Source organism: Pseudomonas sp. Marseille-QA0892, from assembly GCF_054950135.1.
Genome location: NZ_CM143104.1, coordinates 2,405,838 through 2,424,809 on the forward strand (window position 1 = coordinate 2,405,838; position 18,972 = coordinate 2,424,809).

Here is an 18,972-nt window from a genome sequence, read left to right on the forward strand (position 1 = left end):
TTGCACAGGATACGGCTGCACGGCGGTCGCTTGAAGCCGCTACAGCGACAAAGCGTTTCACAACGCAGCGACGGATTGACGCGGCCTACGCTCACCGCGTCCCTGAGAGAGCCCCGCCGCTCGACTCGCCCGTCTGCAACGCCTAGGATGAATGCATTCCCCTGACATTAAGGCCCGCTCGATGACTGCCGCGGTTGATGCACCCCTCGTCTTGTCCATCCAGTCCCATGTCGCCTACGGCCACGTCGGTAATTCCGCGGCTGTGCTCCCCCTACAATTGCTTGGGATCCAGCCGGTCACGGTGAACACGGTCCAGTTCTCGAATCACACCGGCTACGGCGAGTTCAAGGGCCAGGTATTTCCCCCCGAACATATCAACGATGTACTGGATGGTCTGCGCGCCCGTGGCGTGCTTGCACGTTGCTCGGCGGTACTGTCAGGTTACCTGGGTGACGCGGCGATCGGCGAAGTGATCCTGAGCGTTGTCCAGGAAATCCGCCGCCAGCGACCTGATGCGCTCTATCTCTGCGACCCGGTGATGGGCGACGTGGGGCGTGGTGTGTTCGTCCGCCCAGGTATACCTGAATTTCTGCGTCGCCGCGGCCTGGGTGAGGCGAGCGTGATCACACCCAACCACTATGAATTCGAGCTGCTGCATGGCGAAACAGTCGCCACGACCGAAGAAGCAATCAGTGCGGCCCGAGGCCTGATCGGCAGTACCGTTCGGCTCGGCCCTTCGACCATCGTCATCACCAGCCTGCGCACCCCGGACCTGCCCGACGACAAACTCAGCACGCTCGTGGTTACCGCAACCGAAGCCTGGATCGTGCAGACACCCTACGTCGATCTGCAGCCACTGCCCAACGGCATGGGTGACGTATTTTCTGCGGTGTTGCTCGGCCGGATGCTGAACGGCTCTGCCATACAGGATGCCGCGGCCCATGCAGTCAGTGCGCTGTATGCGCTCGTTTCCCGTACGCAACCGGGCAACCGCGACCTGCCGCTGATCATTGCCCGCGACGAGATCGTCAACCCGAGTCGCCAATTTACGGCTGAAAGGCTGGATGCCTGATCGACCATCCTTCTGCATGGCCCGCGAATGAAAAGAGCCCCGAAGGGCTCTTTTCGTTTGCACTGCACTCAGCGAGGAATTTCGATCACGAAGCGAAACAACGGACCGTGTTGCTCGACGGCCAGGCAGTTGTAACCCTTCGCCTTGGTGTCCTCCGGAATGCCATGCACGGACTGCGAGCAATCCGTGACGACCTCCAGAACCTGACCCGGCTTCATCGTGTCGAGGGTTTCAAGCGTAGCGATAGCGTTGTAAGGGCAGTGCTCACCGCGCAAGTCCAGCGACAGGTCGGGTTTGGGCTGAGTCATCAGACGAATTCCTTTTTGAAGTGAAACGACGTGCATTGAGGTGAACGAGCAGCATGGCAATCGCAAGCCCGGCGAAGGTCAGCATCAGGCCAGACGCTGGCGTGAAGGTCTCGAGCAGGTTCACGCGCGGATAAGGTAGAGCGAGCGAGGTGCCGAGCTCATCCCAGTAGACCGCGACGAGCGTACCGCCTATGACATTACCCACGCCGACGACCCAGAAATGAACCTGGCCCTCCATCGCGCGGTACATCCAGCCCGTCTCGCACCCACCGGCGACTACAATGCCGATACCGAACAGCAAACCGCCGATGATCGCGTTGGGCCCCATCCAGAATATCTTTGGGCTCGCACCCAGGCTGATCGCGCCGAACGTACCGACGCAGGCGACCGCCATGCCCAGCAGGATGCCGTAGGCGGCGCGCGAGCGGCCCGTCGTCCAGAGGTCGCGCGCGGCGCTGGTGAAGCAGATCTGCGCGCGCTCGATCAGCCCACCGAAAACGACACCGAACAAAACAGCCATGCCGAGCGCCACTGATACGTTGAAGCGCCACGCCGCGAATACGACGGTAACCAGCGCAACCCCCAGACCGATCCGCGCCTGCAGCGACGCGCGCCGCTGGAGCGCGTCCGGATCGCTGAATAGCGAACTTGCCTGCGCACCCACTTTCAACGGTATCCGTAAAAACGGCAGCAGGCAGATTTTTACACCGACCCAGGCGCCCCCCACCGTCGCCAGCATGAAGGCCCAGGCATGCAACGAGAACATCGGGATACCCGTGAAAAAGGCAGCCAGGTTACAGCCCATGGCAAGGCGCGCGCCGAAGCCGGCGATGATGCCGCCCACCAACCCCTGCACCAGCCGGCGGCGGCTGGTAGGCCAACGCAGGCTGACGTTGTTTGCCCATAGCGCAGTACACAACGCGCCCAGCAGCATCCCGACGATCATCACACCGTCGATGCGGTCGAGCGGCGTACCCTGCAGGCCGATGAGCTTGAAGTAGCTCCATTCCTGAGGCTGGTAGCCGAACCAGGCCAGCGCGTGCCCACCCCAGCGAGTGAACTCGCCCGTGACGGCCCAGAAGGTTCCGGTGATAGCGAAGTAGTAAGCCGAGGCAACGCCCAGCGCGACGAACGCCGGTATCGGCGACCAGAAGCGCACGAGATAGCGCTCCCGGAATTCGGACAGAACAGACATGTGAAGCTCCCTGATTTGGCGCCTGCAAACGACGCCCCATCGGGCAGTCTAGCCCGTCCGCGCGACCGAGTTGTTGCCACGGCGCAACGGAAGGTACCTCGCGTCGAACGGTACTGGCTTGGATGCTGATTTTCTTCAATACGATCGAACGTGATCCCGGCACGCTTGAGCACCCTGTTAACAAGAGGCTCACCATGTCCGTTCTGGTTTCCATGGCGGCGTTTGCGCTCGTCACATCGATTACGCCCGGCCCGGTCAATCTCATGGCCATGAGCAGCGGGGCTCGCTTCGGACTACGTCCAAGCCTTGCCCATGCGTTCGGCGCAGCGGCTGGCTTCACACTGCTGCTGGTCGCCATCGGCGGAGGCCTACAGGAATTACTTCAGCGCTGGCCATCGCTGCTGGTCGGTATACGGCTGGCCGGGATCGTCTACCTGCTGTATCTCGCCGTACTGCTCTGGCGTGACGATGGCCGGGTGAACGAAACCGCTAAAGCTCAGCCACCGTCGATGCTGTCTGGCGCCCTGATGCAATGGCTCAACCCCAAGGCATGGCTCGCCTCGTTCGCCGGAATGGGCGCCTTCGCGGCGGATGGCAACAGGTGGACCATAACGCTGTTTGCGATCATCTATCTGTTGATCTGCTTCATGTCAGTCGGTAGCTGGGCATGGGCCGGGGGCTGTCTCAGGCAATATCTTCACAACGCACGGCGCATGCGCGTCTTCAACCGAAGCATGTCGGCGTTGCTTGCGGCGAGCGCCGCTTACCTGCTCGTTACATGAGCGCGGTACTGGCCAGGTGTCGCCGCCAGATGCTGCTTGAAGGTCCGCTGGAAATGCGCCTGATCGGCAAAACCGGCGTCAACCGCAACCTGCGCCAACGGTGCGCCACGTCTCAATTGCCGCTGGGCGTACTGCACCCGACTGTTGAGGAGGTAGGCATGCGGCGTCATCCCGAAGTGCTGTTTGAATTGGCGGATGAGTTGAGAGGCCGACATGCCGGCGTCATGTGCGAGCGTCTCGAGTGAGATCGCAGTGCCCGCCTCTTCCAGCTGACGCGCCACGCGCTGCACACCATAGGGAGCCGGGCCGCGTCGCCTCCCCTGCCCCTTTCCGACACCGAGACGCTCGTGCAGCGTTTCACATAGCACCGCCAGGTGATGCTCACAGGTGAATGTATCGGCCTGCTGCGCCGTCATCGCATCGAACAGCGCATTTATGTGCGTTCGAATCACGGGATCATGCGTCAGTATCGCCTCGAACCGCCTGTATTGATCTCCGCGGGCAACACCCAGGTCGATTTGCTGTTGCTGCAGCCAAGCCGTGTCGAGATAGAACATGCGATATGACCACGCCGCATCCCGCTCGGGATTACACGCATGTACGTCACCCGGATTCATCAGCACGACGGTGCCCTCATCAATCACGCACCGCTGCTTTTCATTGAGGTAGCTGCTTGTCCCGCCGGTCACGACACCGAAGGAGAACGTCTCGTGCGCATGCTTGGCGTAGCAGACCTGCCGACCGTCGAGCACATCGCGCACTTCCAGATGCGGCATGCCGTCCACGCGCCAGAAGCGATGTGCAACGGCGGGCGGCCTCACGCGCGCACCCACCGTTGACGCATCCATACGCTCAACGCGTCGACCACGAAGACCAGCGCCAGCATGGCAAGAATGACCGTACTGGCCTGGGCTTCCTGGAACAGGCTCAGGCTGACGTACAGCATCTGCCCCAGCCCACCGGCCCCGACGAATCCGAGAATCGTGGCCATTCGGATGTTGTTTTCCCAGCGGTAAAGCATATAGGCCAGCATCTGCGGCCAAAGGTTGGGCAGCGTGCCGTAGCAGAAAGCGGCGACCTGGCTGCCACCTTCCAGCCGAATGGCTTCGGCCGGTGCGGTGGGCGTATTCTCCAGCGCCTCACCGAAGAGCCGGCCGAGCACGCCCGCGGTGTGCAACGCGAGCGCCAGGGTACCGGCGTTTGGCCCAAGGCCCGCCGCGAGCACCATGAGCGCGGCCCAGACCAGCTCCGGGATAGCGCGAAGCGCATTGAGTATCAGCCGGGCCAGGCCTGCCAACGGCCAGCCGAAACGACCTGCGGCAGGCAATGCAAAGACGAGCCCCAGCACTGCTGCGAGCAATGTGCCCAGTGCTGACATCGCCAGCGTCTCGAGGGCGCCCCAGGCGATGGCACGCAAATGCCCAGCACTGAAGTCCGGGCGAAGAAAGCGCTCGGCATAGCCCGCCATCTGATGAAGGTTGTCGCCGCCAAGCACACGGAACAGATCGACACCCAGGTAGCGGAACGAGGCCACGACGGCCAAGGCGATAGCGGCAACGATCGACAGGTTGATTGCGCGCTTCATTGCAGCCGCCCCCTCAACAACCGACTCAAGCCATCCGCCAGCAGAACGAGCAAGAGGAACGTAAGCAGCATGCTTGCCACCTCTCCACCGGCAAACATGCGCAGCGAAAGATCTATCTGCTGTCCCAAACCGCCCGCCCCGACAAACCCCATCACCACTGAAGCACGCACCGCGCATTCCCAGCGATAGACCGTGTAGGACAGAAGCTCGGCCGCAGAATTGGGCAGGATGCCGTAAGCGAACGCGGCAAGCCGGCCGCTACCCGCACGCATCAGCGCATGCGCCGGGCGCTGGTCCACCGATTCGAAGATTTCGGCGTAGACCTTGCCCAGCATGCCGGCATAGGTGATACCGATCGCCAGAACACCTGCCGTGGGGCCAAGGCCAACAGCGCGAACGAACAACAAGGCCCAGACAATCTCCGGAACGCTGCGTAGAAAGATCAGAAGACCGCGAACGGGCCAGCGAAACGCAGCCGCCACAGGCCGCGGTCGCCCGTTACGGCTCGCGCCGGACAGGGAAAGCGCGCGACTCGCGAGAAGAGCGGCCGGGACGGCGATGACCAGAGCGATAGACATACCCGCCGTCGCAATCGCCAGGGTCTGCAGCGTCGCGTCCCACAGCAACGCAAGGAAGTCAGCGTCCGTTGCAAGCGGCCAGAAGCCAGACAGGAAATTGCCCATGTCCCGGGCGCTGTCGCCGTGCCAGAGCACAGACAGATCCAGCTCCGCCAGCCCGATGCCGGGCCAGAGCAACGCAACGGCCAATAGCGTCAGCAAGAGCCGCGGCAGTGCCGCTGGGTCACGCGAATCAGCCGCTAGCATCTGGGTATATGTACCGGTGCGGCCATCGGCTCGAGCGACTGCATTGTCGACAGATGCTCGTTGGCATAAAGCGCCTTCAGGCGCCCTTCGGTGACTTCAGCTGCCGCGCAGTCGAAAAGAACCGTACCGCCGCGCAGGCCGACGACCCGGGGAAAATGACTCAAAGCCAGCTCGACGTTATGCAGGCTTGCGACGAAGGTCAGGTTCAGGCGCTCTGCATGTCGGCAAAGAACCGCCAGTGTGTGATCGGCGAGTACCGGGTCCATCGCGGAAACCGGCTCGTCTGCCAGCAGGAGATCCGGACGCTGGTACAGCACGCGCGCAATCCCCACACGCTGAAGCTGGCCGCCAGAGAGCTGGCCACATTGCGCGAACAGTTTGTCGCCCAGGTCCAGCTCGGCGAGCGCATCGCGTGCGCCATTCGCATCCAGGGGATGGAGCAGGTTGAGTAGCGCTCGCGCCAGGCCCCATTGCCCCAGTCGCCCGGCCGAAACAGCGGTCACGACCCGCTGACGGGGTGGAATGGGTGGGGACTGATGGACGAGCCCGATGCGCGCCCGCAGGGCCTGACGACGACCGCTGCTGATGCTCCAGGGGTCCTCGCCCAGAATATGTACCGTGCCGGAACTGGGCTCGAGCGCGCTGGCCACGAGGTTCAGCAGGCTGGACTTGCCCGCCCCCGACGGGCCGATCAGCGCAACGCGCTCACCGGCCGAGACCGAGAGGTCGATTTCATGCAGCGCCTTCACCGTCTTGCCGTGACACAGGCTGGCCTTGTGCAGCGTCAGTGTCATTTCAACAGATCGGCAGCACGCGCGGCTTCTTCGATGCCCTTGTAGTTGCTTGGATCCGTCTCGATGAAGCGGCTGGCGGCCTGGAGGTCCAGGATGGCCTTGTCTTCCGGCTTGGAAGGATCGAGTGCCAGGAAGGCTTTCTTGATCTTCTCGGCGATCTGCGGATCGAGCGTGCCGCGCACGGTCCAGTTGTAGTCGAAATAGGTCGGCGTGGTAGCGAAGACCTTGACCTTGTTCGTGTCGACCTTGCCGCTATCGACCAGCTTCTGCCAGACACTCGCGTTGAGCACACCCGCGTCGACCTTGCCAGCCTGAACCCAGGCCGCGGTCGCGTCGTGAGCACCCGAGTAGGCAACGCGGCTGAAGAAGTCTTCCGGCTTGATGCCGTCCTGCAGCATGAAGTAGCGCGGCATCAGGCTGCCGGATGTCGAGGACACGGAGCCGAAGGCGAAGGTCTTGCCCTTGAGATCCTGCACGGATTTGACGTCAGGATCGGAGGTGATGAACTTGCTGGTGAACTGAGCATCCTGCTCACGCTGGACCAGCGGGACCGCACTGCCGTTGGTGCGCAGATTGACCTGCACAAAGGTGAAACCACCCAGCCAGGCCATGTCGAGACGATCCGTAGCCAGTGCTTCGACTACCGCCGGATAGTCGGCGACTGGGACGAACTCCACCTTCATTCCCAACGCTTTCTCCAGGTACGCCCCGAGCGGCTTGAACTTGCGCAAGAGTTCGGTCGGCGCCTCATCGGGAATAGCGCTGACACGCAGGACATCGGCTGCGTTGGCAACAACGGCAGAAACGGACAGAGCAAGGCCGGCAGCGAATGCCAGGGTGCGTTTAAACATGGAGTTCTCCGGTTCAATAGCGGAAAAAGCGTGTAAGGAAGCAAGGATGCTTCGCACGGCAGTGGTAAAGAGCGGCGCAAAGTATAGGGCCCACCCGCCAGCCTTGCGAGCGCCGTGTTGCAAGGCCGGGCTGTAGTGGGCGCGCGCATGGGGGGCGCAGCGGCAAGGTGCATTTCACAATCGCACCGAGGAGTCTGCACATACGCGACACCTCTGCCCCGCTCACAGGATTCGCCCAGGCGTGCCAAATACCCCTAGAATTTACGTATCTGCCATTCGCGAGGTTCCCATGACTGATCCGATTCGCCTGACCCAGTACAGCCACGGTGCAGGATGCGGCTGCAAGATCTCCCCGAAGGTACTGGATACCATCCTGGCGGGGAGCGGCGCGCAGAATCTGGACCCGCGCCTCTGGGTCGGCAACGCCTCTCGCGACGACGCTGCCGTATATGCGCTGGACGACACCCGCGGCGTGGTCTCAACCACCGACTTCTTCATGCCGATCGTCGATGATCCATTCGACTTCGGACGTATCGCCGCGACGAATGCCATCAGCGACATCTACGCCATGGGCGGAGACCCGTTGATGGCCATCGCGATTCTCGGCTGGCCCGTGAACATTCTTCCCCCCGAGGTCGCGCGCGAAGTCATACGGGGCGGTCGAGCGGTCTGTGACGAAGCGGGAATACCGTTGGCCGGCGGTCACTCCATCGACGCACCGGAGCCGATCTTCGGCCTGGCGGTGACCGGTGTAGTCGACAAAGCCGCCATGAAGCGCAATGACACTGCAACCGTGGGCTGCGAGCTGTTTCTCACCAAGCCGCTGGGTATTGGCATCCTCACCACAGCTGAAAAGAAGTCGAAGCTCCGTGCCGAAGATGTCGGCGTGGCGCGTGACTGGATGTGCACGCTGAACAAACCCGGCGCTCGGTTCGGCAAGCTCGATGGTGTCATGGCAATGACCGACGTCACCGGCTTCGGCCTGCTCGGCCATCTGGTGGAAATGGCCGACGGTGCCGGGCTGACCGCCCAGCTGAACTACGACAGCGTGCCGCGCCTGCCAGGTATCGATCATTACCTGACGGAAGGCTGCGCGCCGGGCGGCACGCTGCGCAACTTCGAAAGCTATGGCGAGCGTATCGCTCCACTCGACGAGGCGAAGCGCCTGTTGCTCTGTGACCCGCAAACCAGCGGCGGGCTTCTGGTCGCGGTCACGCCCGAGGGCCGTGACGCCTTCCTGGCCGCCGCGCGTGAATTTGGCCTGGAGCTCTCGTCCATCGGACGCATCGTCGAGCGACAGACCTACGCGGTCGAGGTGCGTTGATGCGTCCGGACACCGCCACCTACCGCGATCTGTTTCTGAACGACCGGCCCATGATCGATACCCGGGCGCCGGTCGAATACAAGAAGGGCGCGTTCCCGCACACGCTCAACCTCCCGCTGATGAATGATGTGGAACGCCAGAAGATCGGGACCTGCTACAAGCTGCGCGGGCAACAGGCAGCGATAGAGCTGGGCCATCAGCTCGTCAGCGGCAAGATCAAGGCGGACAGGATCGAAGCCTGGGCCGCGTTCGCGAAGGCAAACCCGGACGGCTACATGTATTGCTTCCGGGGCGGCCTTCGCTCGCAGATCGCGCAGCAATGGCTGAGGACCGAGGCCGGTATCGCTTACCCTCGGGTCGTGGGCGGCTACAAGGCCATGCGGACCTTTCTCATGGACACGTTGGACGCAGCCGTGGCCGAATGCGGTTTCGTCATCGTCGGTGGGATGACCGGCACCGGCAAGACTGACGTACTCGCGCGGGTGCCAAACGCCGTCGATCTCGAACAGCATGCGAACCACCGGGGCTCGAGCTTCGGCAAACGCGCCCTCCCCCAGCCGGGGCAAGTCGACTTCGAAAACAACCTTGCGATCGACATCCTCAAGCGCCGCCACGCTGGGGTGGAGCAGTTCGTCGTCGAGGATGAAAGTCGCCTGATCGGCGCGTGCGCCCTGCCGCTTTCCCTGCACAAGGGCATGCAGCAGTTCCCGATCGTCTGGCTGGAGGATTCGTTGGAGGGCCGCGTGGAGCGCATCCTCCGCGACTATGTCGTCGACCTGTACGCGGAGTTCGAAGCGCTGCATGGCGCGGACGGGTTTGCACGCTTCAGCGAGCGCATGCTGCAAAGCCTGGATAACATCTACAAGCGGCTCGGCGGTGAGCGTCATCAACGCCTGTCCGCTGCAATGAAGGCCGCGCTGGACGAGCAGGCGCGCAGCGGTTCGACCGATCTGCACCGAGTGTGGATCGCCGGCTTGCTGAGCGAATACTACGATCCGATGTATGCCTTCCAGCGTGAGAGCAAGGCCGACCGTATCGAGTTTGCCGGGGAACAGGACGCCGTCGTGCAGTACCTTACCGAGCGCTTCGCGCAGCGCCGCTGATCAAGTGAGCGCTCGGGCCAGCGAATGCAGCCCGAGCGCAATCAGCCCCAGAAAAAATACCCGCTTGAACCAGAGCTCACTCAGCTTGAGCCGTACCCACTGCCCCAGCCACATCCCCAATACCGCCGGCACCAGCATCACGCAGGACAGCACCGGATCCAGCTGTTGCATCCCGCCGTGCAGCCAGATGCCGCAGCCGAGCGCGACGGTCGCCACAGTGAAGGAAAGCCCCAGCGACTGGATGAGATCTTCCTTCTGAAGTCCCAGCGCTTGCAGATAGGGGACTGCCGGTATTGCAAACACGCCCGTCAGCCCCGTTACCAGCCCGGTAATGAAACCGATCAGGGGCGAAAGCACCGGCTCGGCGCCGCGGGCCACGGTGAATCGCACCGAAAACAGCCCAAGCAGGCCATACAGGATCAGGATGATGCCGAGCGCGGCTGGAATCCACCCACTGGCGGAGTCGACCAGCCACTGGCTCGTGAAAAGCGTGCCGAGAAAGAGCGCCGCCATCATTGGCCACAGTCGACGGCAGAGTGCCCACGGCGACGGCCCTGCAAACAGCTGCCAGAGGTTGGTGACCATCGACGGAATCAGCAACAGGGCCGACGCTTCGACAGGTGCCATGACGACGGCGAGCAAGCCAATCGCTATCGTAGGCAACCCCATGCCAACCACGCCTTTGACGATACCCGCAATCAGAAAGACGAACAGCGCAAAGGCAACGGTCATGGAGAGCCAGAGGTCCTTGTATAACCACGGTACGGCGGCGGACTAACCCACTGCGGGCTTTGTACGAAAAATCGCCGAGCAAAGGTCAGGCAATGCGCCGCCCTTGGAGCGGCGGAGTTAACGTAGCGTAGATGGGCTCTCTGGGAAGGATTCAACACAACTTTACCGAGCGCTGGCACTCTTCGTACGAGGCCCAGTGATGCGATTGGATCCGTACCGTACCACTGCCACAGGATCTCGTCACGATCCCGCGGCGACAGGGCAAACAGAGGCACAGTGCCGTTTACGGTATCCACTGGCCAAGCGTGCGTCTGGCGGTACGTGCACGGTCTTGTAGGTCGGCCAGGCCATTGCCGATCCTTCCGTCAATCCATCCGATTTGCAAACATGCTCACGGCCTCCACTGCCTCGCTCGCACCATCACGGATCCTCACGATCACCTCGCCAGCCTCGTCCGCGAGTTCGACGCCCTTTGCGGCACGATGATGCGTGCTGTCCATGCTCGATACAGCATCCTGGGTCTCGCTGAGGATCTTGCCAATCATATCGGCGATCTCCGAAGTCGCGGTACTGGTACGCGCAGCAAGTTGACGAACCTCATCCGCGACGACGGCGAACCCACGCCCCTGATCCCCCGCCCGAGCCGCTTCGATCGCAGCATTGAGCGCAAGCAGGTTGGTTTGCGCCGCGATACCGCTGATGGTGTTGACGATGGCAGTGATTTGCTCCGAACGTTTTCCGAGCTGGCCAATGATCTTGGCCGAGCCGTCCACGTTGCTTGCAATTTCTCGCATCTCGCTTGTTGCGGCTTGGATGATCTGGGTGCCCTGCTCCGCGACCCGCTTGGTTTCGACCGAAATGTGGTACGCCCGCGACGCGCTACGCGCATCACTCTCTTGCTTCTCCACGCGCTCGGTGATGTCACTCGCGTATTTAACAATCTTGTGAAGCCGGCCGGTCGCATCGAACACTGGGTTGTAGCTCGCCTCGAGCCAGACGACACGTCCATGTTTGCCCAGACGCTTGAAGTGCCCGCGGAAGAACTCTCCCGCATTGAGCCGCCGCCAGAAGTCACTGTACTCGCTGCTATTCACCAGACTCGGTTCGCAAAAAAGCTGGTGATGCTGGCCAACCACTTCGTTCAGGCTATAGCCGACCGTGGCCAGAAAATTCGGATTAGCCGTAAGGATGCGTCCGGAAAGATCGAATTCGATGGTCGCCATGGCGCGGTCCAGTGCCTCGAGCCGGCTGCTGGCTTCGCTGCATTGTTCAATTTGCGCCGTCACATCGAGCGCGTACTTCACGATCCTATCGACACGACCGGCCGTGTCGAATACCGGGTTATAGGTCGCCTGCAACCACACCGTGCGGCCACGCGCATCCACGCGTGAGAACGTGCCCGAAATGAACTCCCCTCGACCAAGGCGTGCCCAGAACTCAGCGTACTCCCGGCTCTGCACCATCGCGGGCGTGCAGAAGCGACGATGATGCGCGCCAACCGCCTCGTCCGCACGCATGCCGAACACACGCAGGAAGTTTTCGTTCGCCCGAACTACCTGCCCGGAGGGGTCAAATTCAATCACCGCCATGGAGCGTTCGAGAGAGGCGAAAAGCGCCTGTTTGGCGGCCTGCTCGGCCTCCAGGCCGGCGATGAGGGATTTGTAGCGCGCGTTGAACATGACTGCCTCACGAGACAGGTAGCGGGAATACATGCTGTATCGGCGAACACTGCGTGCGCTTTAAAGAACAACGTGTTTATAGGGTGCCGCATATCGTTTGTGACATCCGCAACAAACTTCGGAAGGTGCATCGACCGGTGCCAGGCCCAACGTTCGATAAATTTCACCCAGCAGACCAACACGTCGGTTGAGTGGAGCCCGGCCTATGCTGATCACAGAACGGCGTTCTTGTCGCCTCACGTATCGAGTCGCAGGGCGTCAGCTAGGAAGCAGAGCCGTCAAGTCCGCAAGCAGCGCGTCCGGCAAGGCAACCAGCCCACTGGCCAGGCTCCTCTTACGGGCCTCGTAGCGGCGCTGTGAAGGTAGGCGCGCGCCTTGCGTCTGCATGGCTTCGAACAAGGCTTCCGAGCGTCGTAGGTGAGCGTCCTCGTCCGCGCCCAGGAACCGTTTGGGATCCAGCAGAAGGATCAATTCGCCGTGATACGGCAGCGCCCCCGCTCCGGCATCGTGGACGGAAGACTCTGCGCTTGTGAGGTCGCCAATGAGCGGGCCGGCGATCAATTCGATCATTGCGGAGAGCGCCGAGCCCTTGTGGCCACCGAATGTCAGCATAGCGCCCTGATCCAGCACGACAGCGGGATCGGTGCTCACCTGCCCGTTAGCGTCGACACCCCAGCATTCCGGGATCGCCTTGCCTTCACGTCGATGCAATTCCACGTCGCCCCGAGCGATGGCGCTGGTTGCGAAATCGAACACGAAGGGTTGGGTTCCGGACCGTGGCCAGCCGAAGGCAATCGGGTTGGTCCCGAATAGCGGCCGGTTCCCACCGGCGGGTGCGACATAAGCCTGCGTGGGGTTGCAGGCGATGGCGACAAGTCCAGCCTCGGTGATCTGTTCGATCTCGATCCACAGGGCCGAAAAGTGGACGCAATGGTTGATCGCAAGCGCCGCGAGCCCATTGGCACGCGCCTTTTCGATGGCCAGTGGGAGCCCGGCTTGGAAGCTCAGTTGCGAGAACGCCCCGCCGGCATCGACACGCACAATCGACGGGGCTTGGTCGACTACACGAGGCGTGGCGTCGGGCGACACCTTTCCCGCCTTGAGTGTCGCCACGCAGCCCAGCAGGCGATAAAGCCCATGCGATGCACAACCGTCTCGCTGGCCCGCCACAACCGTTGCCGCAATGGCTTCGGCATGTGGCTCCGTAAAGCCGTTTGCGGTGAGAATGTCGTGCGCGAGCGCGTATGCCTCGGCAAGCGAGAGATGGGCCATGGCGTCCTCCGTAGCGGTCATGGCGATACCATAGCGCTATTCCGCGCGGAGGACGTGAACGCTTCGTACCGGCGGAGCGCCGATACCGGCACAATTCACCGGCTGGTGAGGCCTACGTAGCGAACCTGGCTGAGGGCAGCCAGATAGTCGACTGCGATCAGGTCGGGATAGTCAGCCATCTCGGCCTGAAGGCGGCGCTGTTCCGCGTAGGTCTCGATGGCCCGGCGGAACTGCATGCGACGCTGATCTTCAAGTTTGCGCCGCGCCTTGCGTTCATCTTCTGGACGTACTGGGGTCTGGGATGCAATGAGGTCTGTCATCGAAGGCTCTCCACCTAAGCTGGACTTCCAGCATCGGCGGATTTGATGACAGAAAAATGCCAGCCGCGTTAAAAAGCCATGAAGGCCGCCTGGCTGCGTTACATCCCAGGTAACGAGGCCAGCCCAGCCGCCTGAGTTCCCGCCGCGCAGCAGATGCAGCAGGCACCAACGGTGTCACTCGTCGATGGTTTTGATCGACTTTGGCGACAGGCGAAGGCTGCGCAAGCTGCGCTTTACACTCTTCAAGTGGTTGACGAGGTTCGGTCCACGCGCCATTGCCACGCCCATCGCCAGCACGTCGATCACTACCAGATGAGCAATGCGCGAGGTGAGCGGCGTGTAGATCTCGGTATCTTCCTGCACATCGATCGCGAGATTGACCGTGGCGAGATCAGCGAGCGGGGTCTGACTCGGACAGAGCGTAATCAGATTGGCGCCCACTTCGCGTACGAGATGCGCCGTTGTGAGCAGATCCTTCGACCGGCCCGACTGGGAAATGCAAACCGCTACGTCGGTTGATTTCAGTGTCACAGCGGACATTGCCTGCATGTGCGGGTCTGAGTAAGCAGCCGCATTGAGCAGAAGGCGGAAGAACTTGTGCTGTGCATCGGACGCCACGGCGCCAGATGCACCAAAGCCATAAAACTCAACCCGCTCTGCTTCAGCACATACACCGATCGCCCTCTCGAGCGCCTGGGCATCCAGGCTTTCACGGACGCCCATGAGGGTATGCAGCGTGGTATCGATGATCTTGAGACTGAAGTCTGCAACCGAGTCGTCTTCGTGAATGGCGAACTGGCCGAAACTGGCGCCCGCGGCGAGGCTTTGCGCGAGCTTGAGCTTGAGATCCTGGAAGCCGGCACAGCCAATGGCACGGCAAAAACGCACAATGGTGGGCTCACTGACACCTACGACGTGAGCCAGATCCGCCATCGAACTGTGCATCACGGACGGTGCATCAGCGAGGACGTGATCGGCAACCTTGAGCTCCGATTTACGCAGGAGGTGGCGGGATTGGGCGATGTGCTGCAGCAGGTTCACGGTGGGTGCTCGACTATGCTACGTATCGGCCAGCGGGCCTGTAGCGATCTTGTAGTTATACTACATGACAGCCGCATGGCCTAGAAAACGACAACATCGAACGTCCGGAGGCAATGTGACGCCACTCGCAAGCGCTACGACATGCGACATTCTCGTCTTTGGGGGCACCGGTGATCTTTCGCTCCACAAGCTGTTGCCTGCCCTGTATCACCTTCACCGTGAAGAGCGGCTGCCCGCTGACACACGCATTTTCTGCCTTGCCCGACGCAAGCTTGAAGACGCAGAGTTCGAATCGCTAGTCGAGCGGCATTGCCACGCCAAGATCGCCGCCGGGGAGCTGGACACCGAGGCCTGGCGCAGTTTTGTCTCACGGCTCAACTATCTGTCCATCGATGCGTCGCAGAGCGGCGACGTGGATCGCCTCGCAAAGCGCCTTGCCCACAGCGAGGGCCGGGTGATGGTTCACTATCTGGCCACCGCGCCGGACCTGTTCGTGCCCATCGCACAAAACCTAGCCCGGGCCGGGCTGGCAGGTCCGGAGTCGCGCATTGTGCTCGAGAAGCCTCTGGGCCACTCGCTGAAGTCCGCGCTGGAGATAAACGCGGCAATTGGCGAGGTATTCGATGAGTCGCGCATCTTCCGCATTGACCACTACCTCGGCAAGGAAACAGTCCAGAACCTCATGGCGCTGCGCTTTGCCAACCTCCTGTTCGAGCCGACGTGGCGCGCAGCCTTCATCGACCATGTTCAGATCACGGTCAACGAGACACTGGGGGTGGAAACGCGTGGCGCGTATTACGATCATTCCGGTGCCATGCGGGACATGATCCAGAACCACCTGCTCCAGATGCTTTGCCTCGTCGCCATGGAACCGCCGGTACGCTACGACGCAGACGCGGTACGCAACGAAAAGCTCAAGGTGCTGGAAGCCTTGAGGCCAATCAGCGGGCAGGACACCTACGACAAGACCGTGCGTGGCCAGTACGCGGCCGGCACCGTTGGAGGCCAGGACGTCCCCGCCTACTATTTTGAAAAGAACGTGGACAATGACAGCGACACGGAAACCTTCGTGGCGATCGAGGCACACGTCGACAACTGGCGATGGAGTGGCGTCCCGTTCTATCTGCGCACCGGCAAGCGCATGGCCCGAAAGACTTCAGAGATTCTCATCCAGTTCAAGCCGGTGCCCCACCACCTGTTCGGCACGGAAGGCCATGCCAATCGACTGTTGATCAGCATCCAACCCGAGGAACGGATTTCGGTGCAGATGATGGCGAAGCAACCCGGCAAGGGCATGTCGCTGGCGCCTGTGGACTTCGATCTGAACCTGGCGAACGCCTTCAATCAGAAGACGCGGCGATGGGACGCGTACGAGCGCTTGCTACTGGACGTGATCGAGGGCGATTCGAAACTGTTCATGCGTCGCGACGAAGTTGAGGCGGCATGGCGCTGGGTGGATCCCATCATCGAGGGCTGGCAGGACCATTACAAGCGCCCCCGCTCCTACCCAGCCGGCACTAACGGACCTGAGCAGTCCAACCTGCTGTTGGAGCGTAACGGGCACGCCTGGCACGACTGAACCCATGGGTGCGGGAGCTCGCATCCCGCATCCATGTTCGACAGGGTCAGCCGGCCAGGTCGTGCTTGCTCCCGCCACGACAAGTCGGCGATTCCGGCACGTCCCCGCCCCGCTCCGCCCATTCCGCCGGGGTGTAGGTATGTAGGGCCAAGGCGTGGAACTGGCTCATCAACTCGCCAAGCGTGCCATAGACCTTCTGGTGGCGCTTGACCGCGTTCAAGCCTTCGAACGCCTCGCTGACAATGGTCGCCTTGAAGTGGGATTCGCTCCCCCGACTGTGCATGTGGCTCTCGTCGAGGACCTCCAGGTAAGCGGGCGAAAGGCCATCCAGAGACTGTAGCAATCGTTCGCGCATGCTCATGGCTTCGACTGGGCGGGTGCGCCCAGCTCCTTGCTCATCTGCTCCATCAGGCCATTGACCTCAGGCACCGCTTTTTCGAGGCGAGATTGTGCGATTTCGGCCGACTCGGCATTCAGCGCCGGCAGACGCTGCATCACTTTCTTGCCAAGCGGCGACTGGTAGAACGCAATGAGCTCCTTGAGCTCGCCCTCGGAAAAATTCGTCGTATACAGTTTCACCATGTCGGGCTTGATCTGGTTCCAGCCGACCGCCTTGTCGAGTGCTGTATTGGCCTGGGCCTGGTACCGCTCGAGCGTCGGTTTCTTGGATGCCGGCGCTTTGGCTTCTTCGAAGCGCTGCGCGAACATGTCTTGCACCTGCGCGTAGACCGGTACGGTCAACTTGTCCGCTTGCGCCAGCTTCAGAAAACGTTCGGCCTCGGCCTCATGGCTCTTGGCATCGGCCCAGGCGCCGCTTGACGCCATGCCAAGCAGGCAGCAGGCGAACAGGATGTGGCGGTGCTTCATCTACAACTCCTCACCATAGGTGTACGAACGGGCCATTCTGCGCTTGCGCCGAGCCTGGCTCAAGGGAGCCGGCCGAATGGCCTGCATGCAACTGCGACCCCGTCGAACCTGTCAGGTATAGGGTACGTGCAGTATCGCCCAGTGCGAATACTTCTTATTTTCAGGATCACCGACTACACTCGTTCGATCCACACTCACAGGGAGCCAATCATGAGCCGTACCGAAAGCGATAGCCTGGGCCCGATCGAAGTACCTGACGATGCGTATTGGGGCGCACAGACCCAACGCTCCTTGATCAACTTCGCCATTGGCGAGCAGCCCATGCCGCTGCAAGTCGCTCATGCGCTGGCATTGATCAAGAAGGCCGCGGCGCGCGTGAATGCTCGGACGGGCCAGCTGCCACCGGATATCGCACGCCTCATCGAACAGGCCGCTGACGAAGTCCTCGCCGGCAAGCACAACGACCAGTTCCCGCTGGTGGTCTGGCAGACCGGAAGCGGCACTCAGACCAACATGAACGTCAACGAAGTGATTGCCGGACGCGCCAACGAACTGGCTGGGAACGAACGTGGCGGCAAAAGCCCGGTTCACCCGAACGATCACGTAAACCGCGGCCAGAGCTCCAACGACTGCTTCCCGACAGCCATGCACATCGCAACTGTGCAGGCGATCCACGACCAACTGCTGCCCGCTATTGGCGAGCTCTCGGGCGGGCTCGCCGCGAAATCGGTACGCTACATGCAGCTGGTGAAAACCGGCCGTACGCACATGATGGATGCAACGCCCGTGACATTCGGCCAGGAACTGTCCGCGTTCGTCGCTCAACTGGATTATGCCGAGCGCGCAATTCGCGGCGCGCTGCCCATGGTCTGCGAACTGGCACAGGGCGGTACGGCGGTAGGGACCGGTCTGAACTCACCTCAAGGCTTCAGCGAAGCAATCGCGGCGGAGCTTGCAGCACTGTCCGGTCTGCCGCTCGTTTCAGCGCCAAACAAGTTCGCGGCGCTCTCGGGTCACGAGCCGTTGACCTACCTTTCCGGTGCACTCAAGACGCTGGCAGTAGCGCTGATGAAAATTGCAAACGACCTGCGTCTGCTGGGCTCTGGTCCCCGAGCGGGCCTTGCCGAAGTGCGGCTGCCTGCAAACGAGCCCGGCAGTTCGATCATGCCGGGCAAGGTCAACCCGACCCAATGCGAGGCGCTCTCCATGCTCGCCTGCCAAGTGATGGGCAACGACGCTGCGGTGGGTTTTGCGGCCAGCCAGGGCCATCTGCAGCTGAATGTGTTCAAGCCCGTGATCATCCATAACGTGCTGCAGTCCATTCGCCTGCTGGCCGATGGCTGTCGCAACTTCAATGAGCACTGCATCGAAGGCATGGAAGCGGACGAAGCGCAGATGGCCGCCCATCTGGAACGCGGACTGATGCTCGTCACCGCGCTCAATCCGCACATTGGGTACGACAAGGCCGCCGAGATCGCGAAGAAGGCGTATGCCGAAGGCAAGACGCTACGTGAAACCGCAGTGGAACTCGGCCACCTGACGAACGAACAGTTCGACAGCTGGGTGCGCGCCGAGGACATGCTGGCCCCCGGCAAGGGCGAGTAAATGCCTCCACTGAATAACGGCGCCCATGGCGCCTTTATT

The 18,972-nt window shown here is 61.8% G+C and carries 20 protein-coding genes and 1 pseudogene; 6 read left to right on the top strand and 15 right to left on the bottom strand.

What is annotated here, in order from left to right; translation table 11 throughout:
- Positions 1 to 181 precede the first annotated feature (181 nt).
- A complete protein-coding gene (gene pdxY / locus ACY8D3_RS11130) occupies positions 182 to 1,072 on the top strand; it encodes a pyridoxal kinase PdxY (RefSeq protein ID WP_462378843.1) in 891 nt (296 codons plus the stop codon).
- Between the two features lie 68 nt (positions 1,073 to 1,140).
- Here the strand turns inward: pdxY and yedF are convergent, their stop codons facing one another.
- Complete coding sequence (gene yedF, locus ACY8D3_RS11135) at positions 1,141 to 1,380, bottom strand: sulfurtransferase-like selenium metabolism protein YedF (RefSeq protein ID WP_462378844.1); 240 nt, start codon at positions 1,378 to 1,380, stop codon at positions 1,141 to 1,143.
- On the bottom strand, positions 1,337 to 2,575 hold the full coding sequence (gene yedE, locus ACY8D3_RS11140) for a selenium metabolism membrane protein YedE/FdhT (protein WP_462378845.1): 1,239 nt from the start codon (positions 2,573 to 2,575) through the stop codon (positions 1,337 to 1,339). Before yedE ends, yedF begins: the two co-directional genes overlap by 44 nt.
- A 194-nt stretch (positions 2,576 to 2,769) precedes the next feature.
- Here yedE and ACY8D3_RS11145 point away from each other — a divergent pair, with 194 nt between their 5' ends.
- Positions 2,770 to 3,357, top strand: coding sequence for a LysE family translocator (locus tag ACY8D3_RS11145; RefSeq protein ID WP_462378846.1), 588 nt, complete (start codon positions 2,770 to 2,772; stop codon positions 3,355 to 3,357).
- Here the strand turns inward: ACY8D3_RS11145 and ACY8D3_RS11150 are convergent.
- The 5 genes from ACY8D3_RS11150 to ACY8D3_RS11170 are packed head-to-tail and all read right to left on the bottom strand — an operon-like array spanning position 3,339 to position 7,411.
- On the bottom strand, positions 3,339 to 4,178 hold the full coding sequence (locus ACY8D3_RS11150; RefSeq protein WP_462378847.1) for an AraC family transcriptional regulator: 840 nt from the start codon (positions 4,176 to 4,178) through the stop codon (positions 3,339 to 3,341). The genes ACY8D3_RS11145 and ACY8D3_RS11150 overlap by 19 nt on opposite strands.
- The gene (gene phnE, locus ACY8D3_RS11155) at positions 4,175 to 4,942 is read right to left on the bottom strand and encodes a phosphonate ABC transporter, permease protein PhnE (RefSeq protein WP_462378848.1); all 768 of its coding nucleotides are present in this window, start codon (positions 4,940 to 4,942) and stop codon (positions 4,175 to 4,177) included. The genes ACY8D3_RS11150 and phnE overlap by 4 nt, the downstream gene beginning before the upstream one ends.
- On the bottom strand, positions 4,939 to 5,766 hold the full coding sequence (locus tag ACY8D3_RS11160; protein WP_462378849.1) for a PhnE/PtxC family ABC transporter permease: 828 nt from the start codon (positions 5,764 to 5,766) through the stop codon (positions 4,939 to 4,941). Before ACY8D3_RS11160 ends, phnE begins: the two co-directional genes overlap by 4 nt.
- Complete coding sequence (locus tag ACY8D3_RS11165; RefSeq protein ID WP_462378850.1) at positions 5,760 to 6,560, bottom strand: phosphonate ABC transporter ATP-binding protein; 801 nt, start codon at positions 6,558 to 6,560, stop codon at positions 5,760 to 5,762. The genes ACY8D3_RS11160 and ACY8D3_RS11165 overlap by 7 nt, the downstream gene beginning before the upstream one ends.
- A complete protein-coding gene (locus ACY8D3_RS11170; RefSeq protein ID WP_462378851.1) occupies positions 6,557 to 7,411 on the bottom strand; it encodes a putative selenate ABC transporter substrate-binding protein in 855 nt (284 codons plus the stop codon). The genes ACY8D3_RS11165 and ACY8D3_RS11170 overlap by 4 nt, the downstream gene beginning before the upstream one ends.
- 289 nt (positions 7,412 to 7,700) lie before the next feature.
- Here ACY8D3_RS11170 and selD point away from each other — a divergent pair, with 289 nt between their 5' ends.
- On the top strand, positions 7,701 to 8,735 hold the full coding sequence (selD, locus tag ACY8D3_RS11175; protein ID WP_462378852.1) for a selenide, water dikinase SelD: 1,035 nt from the start codon (positions 7,701 to 7,703) through the stop codon (positions 8,733 to 8,735).
- A complete protein-coding gene (mnmH, locus tag ACY8D3_RS11180) occupies positions 8,735 to 9,838 on the top strand; it encodes a tRNA 2-selenouridine(34) synthase MnmH (protein ID WP_462378853.1) in 1,104 nt (367 codons plus the stop codon). The genes selD and mnmH overlap by 1 nt, the downstream gene beginning before the upstream one ends.
- Here mnmH and ACY8D3_RS11185 read toward each other — a convergent pair whose 3' ends face one another.
- The 6 genes and pseudogenes from ACY8D3_RS11185 to hexR all read right to left on the bottom strand — a co-directional run bounded on the left by ACY8D3_RS11185 (position 9,839) and on the right by hexR (position 14,882).
- Positions 9,839 to 10,570, bottom strand: coding sequence for a sulfite exporter TauE/SafE family protein (locus ACY8D3_RS11185; RefSeq protein ID WP_462378854.1), 732 nt, complete (start codon positions 10,568 to 10,570; stop codon positions 9,839 to 9,841). It abuts the gene before it with no gap.
- Between the two features lie 365 nt (positions 10,571 to 10,935).
- The gene (locus ACY8D3_RS11190) at positions 10,936 to 11,541 is read right to left on the bottom strand and encodes a methyl-accepting chemotaxis protein (RefSeq protein ID WP_462384351.1); all 606 of its coding nucleotides are present in this window, start codon (positions 11,539 to 11,541) and stop codon (positions 10,936 to 10,938) included.
- Positions 11,524 to 12,282: pseudogene (locus tag ACY8D3_RS11195) on the bottom strand (PAS domain-containing protein); the annotation flags it as partial. The gene ACY8D3_RS11190 and the pseudogene ACY8D3_RS11195, both read right to left, overlap by 18 nt.
- Positions 12,283 to 12,507: 225 nt before the next feature.
- Positions 12,508 to 13,521, bottom strand: coding sequence for an Ldh family oxidoreductase (locus ACY8D3_RS11200; protein WP_462378855.1), 1,014 nt, complete (start codon positions 13,519 to 13,521; stop codon positions 12,508 to 12,510).
- 95 nt (positions 13,522 to 13,616) lie between these two features.
- Positions 13,617 to 13,841, bottom strand: coding sequence for a PA3496 family putative envelope integrity protein (locus ACY8D3_RS11205; protein ID WP_462378856.1), 225 nt, complete (start codon positions 13,839 to 13,841; stop codon positions 13,617 to 13,619).
- A gap of 174 nt (positions 13,842 to 14,015) precedes the next feature.
- Entirely contained in the window at positions 14,016 to 14,882 is an 867-nt protein-coding gene (gene hexR / locus ACY8D3_RS11210) for a transcriptional regulator HexR (RefSeq protein WP_462378857.1), read from the bottom strand.
- 115 nt (positions 14,883 to 14,997) lie between these two features.
- Here hexR and zwf point away from each other — a divergent pair, with 115 nt between their 5' ends.
- Positions 14,998 to 16,461, top strand: a complete 1,464-nt coding sequence (zwf, locus tag ACY8D3_RS11215) for a glucose-6-phosphate dehydrogenase (protein WP_462378858.1) — start codon at positions 14,998 to 15,000, stop codon at positions 16,459 to 16,461.
- A gap of 46 nt (positions 16,462 to 16,507) precedes the next feature.
- On the opposite strand, the gene ACY8D3_RS11220 is transcribed toward zwf, so the two are convergent.
- A complete protein-coding gene (locus tag ACY8D3_RS11220) occupies positions 16,508 to 16,822 on the bottom strand; it encodes a BolA family protein (RefSeq protein WP_462378859.1) in 315 nt (104 codons plus the stop codon).
- Positions 16,819 to 17,328 carry a DUF2059 domain-containing protein gene (locus ACY8D3_RS11225; protein ID WP_462378860.1) on the bottom strand — a complete coding sequence of 170 codons (510 nt, stop codon included), beginning with the start codon at positions 17,326 to 17,328 and terminating at the stop codon, positions 16,819 to 16,821. The genes ACY8D3_RS11220 and ACY8D3_RS11225 overlap by 4 nt, the downstream gene beginning before the upstream one ends.
- A 210-nt stretch (positions 17,329 to 17,538) precedes the next feature.
- Between ACY8D3_RS11225 and ACY8D3_RS11230 the strand changes: the two genes are divergently transcribed.
- On the top strand, positions 17,539 to 18,933 hold the full coding sequence (locus ACY8D3_RS11230) for a class II fumarate hydratase (RefSeq protein ID WP_462378861.1): 1,395 nt from the start codon (positions 17,539 to 17,541) through the stop codon (positions 18,931 to 18,933).
- Positions 18,934 to 18,972 lie beyond the last annotated feature (39 nt).

Coding starts and splice junctions, on each gene's coding strand:
- pdxY (WP_462378843.1), top strand. CDS start 182: ATGACTGCCGCGGTTGATGCACCCCTCGTCTTGTCCATCCAGTCCCAT.
- yedF (WP_462378844.1), bottom strand. CDS start 1,380: ATGACTCAGCCCAAACCCGACCTGTCGCTGGACTTGCGCGGTGAGCAC.
- yedE (WP_462378845.1), bottom strand. CDS start 2,575: ATGTCTGTTCTGTCCGAATTCCGGGAGCGCTATCTCGTGCGCTTCTGG.
- ACY8D3_RS11145 (WP_462378846.1), top strand. CDS start 2,770: ATGTCCGTTCTGGTTTCCATGGCGGCGTTTGCGCTCGTCACATCGATT.
- phnE (WP_462378848.1), bottom strand. CDS start 4,942: ATGAAGCGCGCAATCAACCTGTCGATCGTTGCCGCTATCGCCTTGGCC.
- ACY8D3_RS11160 (WP_462378849.1), bottom strand. CDS start 5,766: ATGCTAGCGGCTGATTCGCGTGACCCAGCGGCACTGCCGCGGCTCTTG.
- ACY8D3_RS11165 (WP_462378850.1), bottom strand. CDS start 6,560: ATGACACTGACGCTGCACAAGGCCAGCCTGTGTCACGGCAAGACGGTG.
- ACY8D3_RS11170 (WP_462378851.1), bottom strand. CDS start 7,411: ATGTTTAAACGCACCCTGGCATTCGCTGCCGGCCTTGCTCTGTCCGTT.
- selD (WP_462378852.1), top strand. CDS start 7,701: ATGACTGATCCGATTCGCCTGACCCAGTACAGCCACGGTGCAGGATGC.
- mnmH (WP_462378853.1), top strand. CDS start 8,735: ATGCGTCCGGACACCGCCACCTACCGCGATCTGTTTCTGAACGACCGG.
- ACY8D3_RS11185 (WP_462378854.1), bottom strand. CDS start 10,570: ATGACCGTTGCCTTTGCGCTGTTCGTCTTTCTGATTGCGGGTATCGTC.
- ACY8D3_RS11200 (WP_462378855.1), bottom strand. CDS start 13,521: ATGGCCCATCTCTCGCTTGCCGAGGCATACGCGCTCGCGCACGACATT.
- ACY8D3_RS11205 (WP_462378856.1), bottom strand. CDS start 13,841: ATGACAGACCTCATTGCATCCCAGACCCCAGTACGTCCAGAAGATGAA.
- ACY8D3_RS11220 (WP_462378859.1), bottom strand. CDS start 16,822: ATGAGCATGCGCGAACGATTGCTACAGTCTCTGGATGGCCTTTCGCCC.
- ACY8D3_RS11225 (WP_462378860.1), bottom strand. CDS start 17,328: ATGAAGCACCGCCACATCCTGTTCGCCTGCTGCCTGCTTGGCATGGCG.
- ACY8D3_RS11230 (WP_462378861.1), top strand. CDS start 17,539: ATGAGCCGTACCGAAAGCGATAGCCTGGGCCCGATCGAAGTACCTGAC.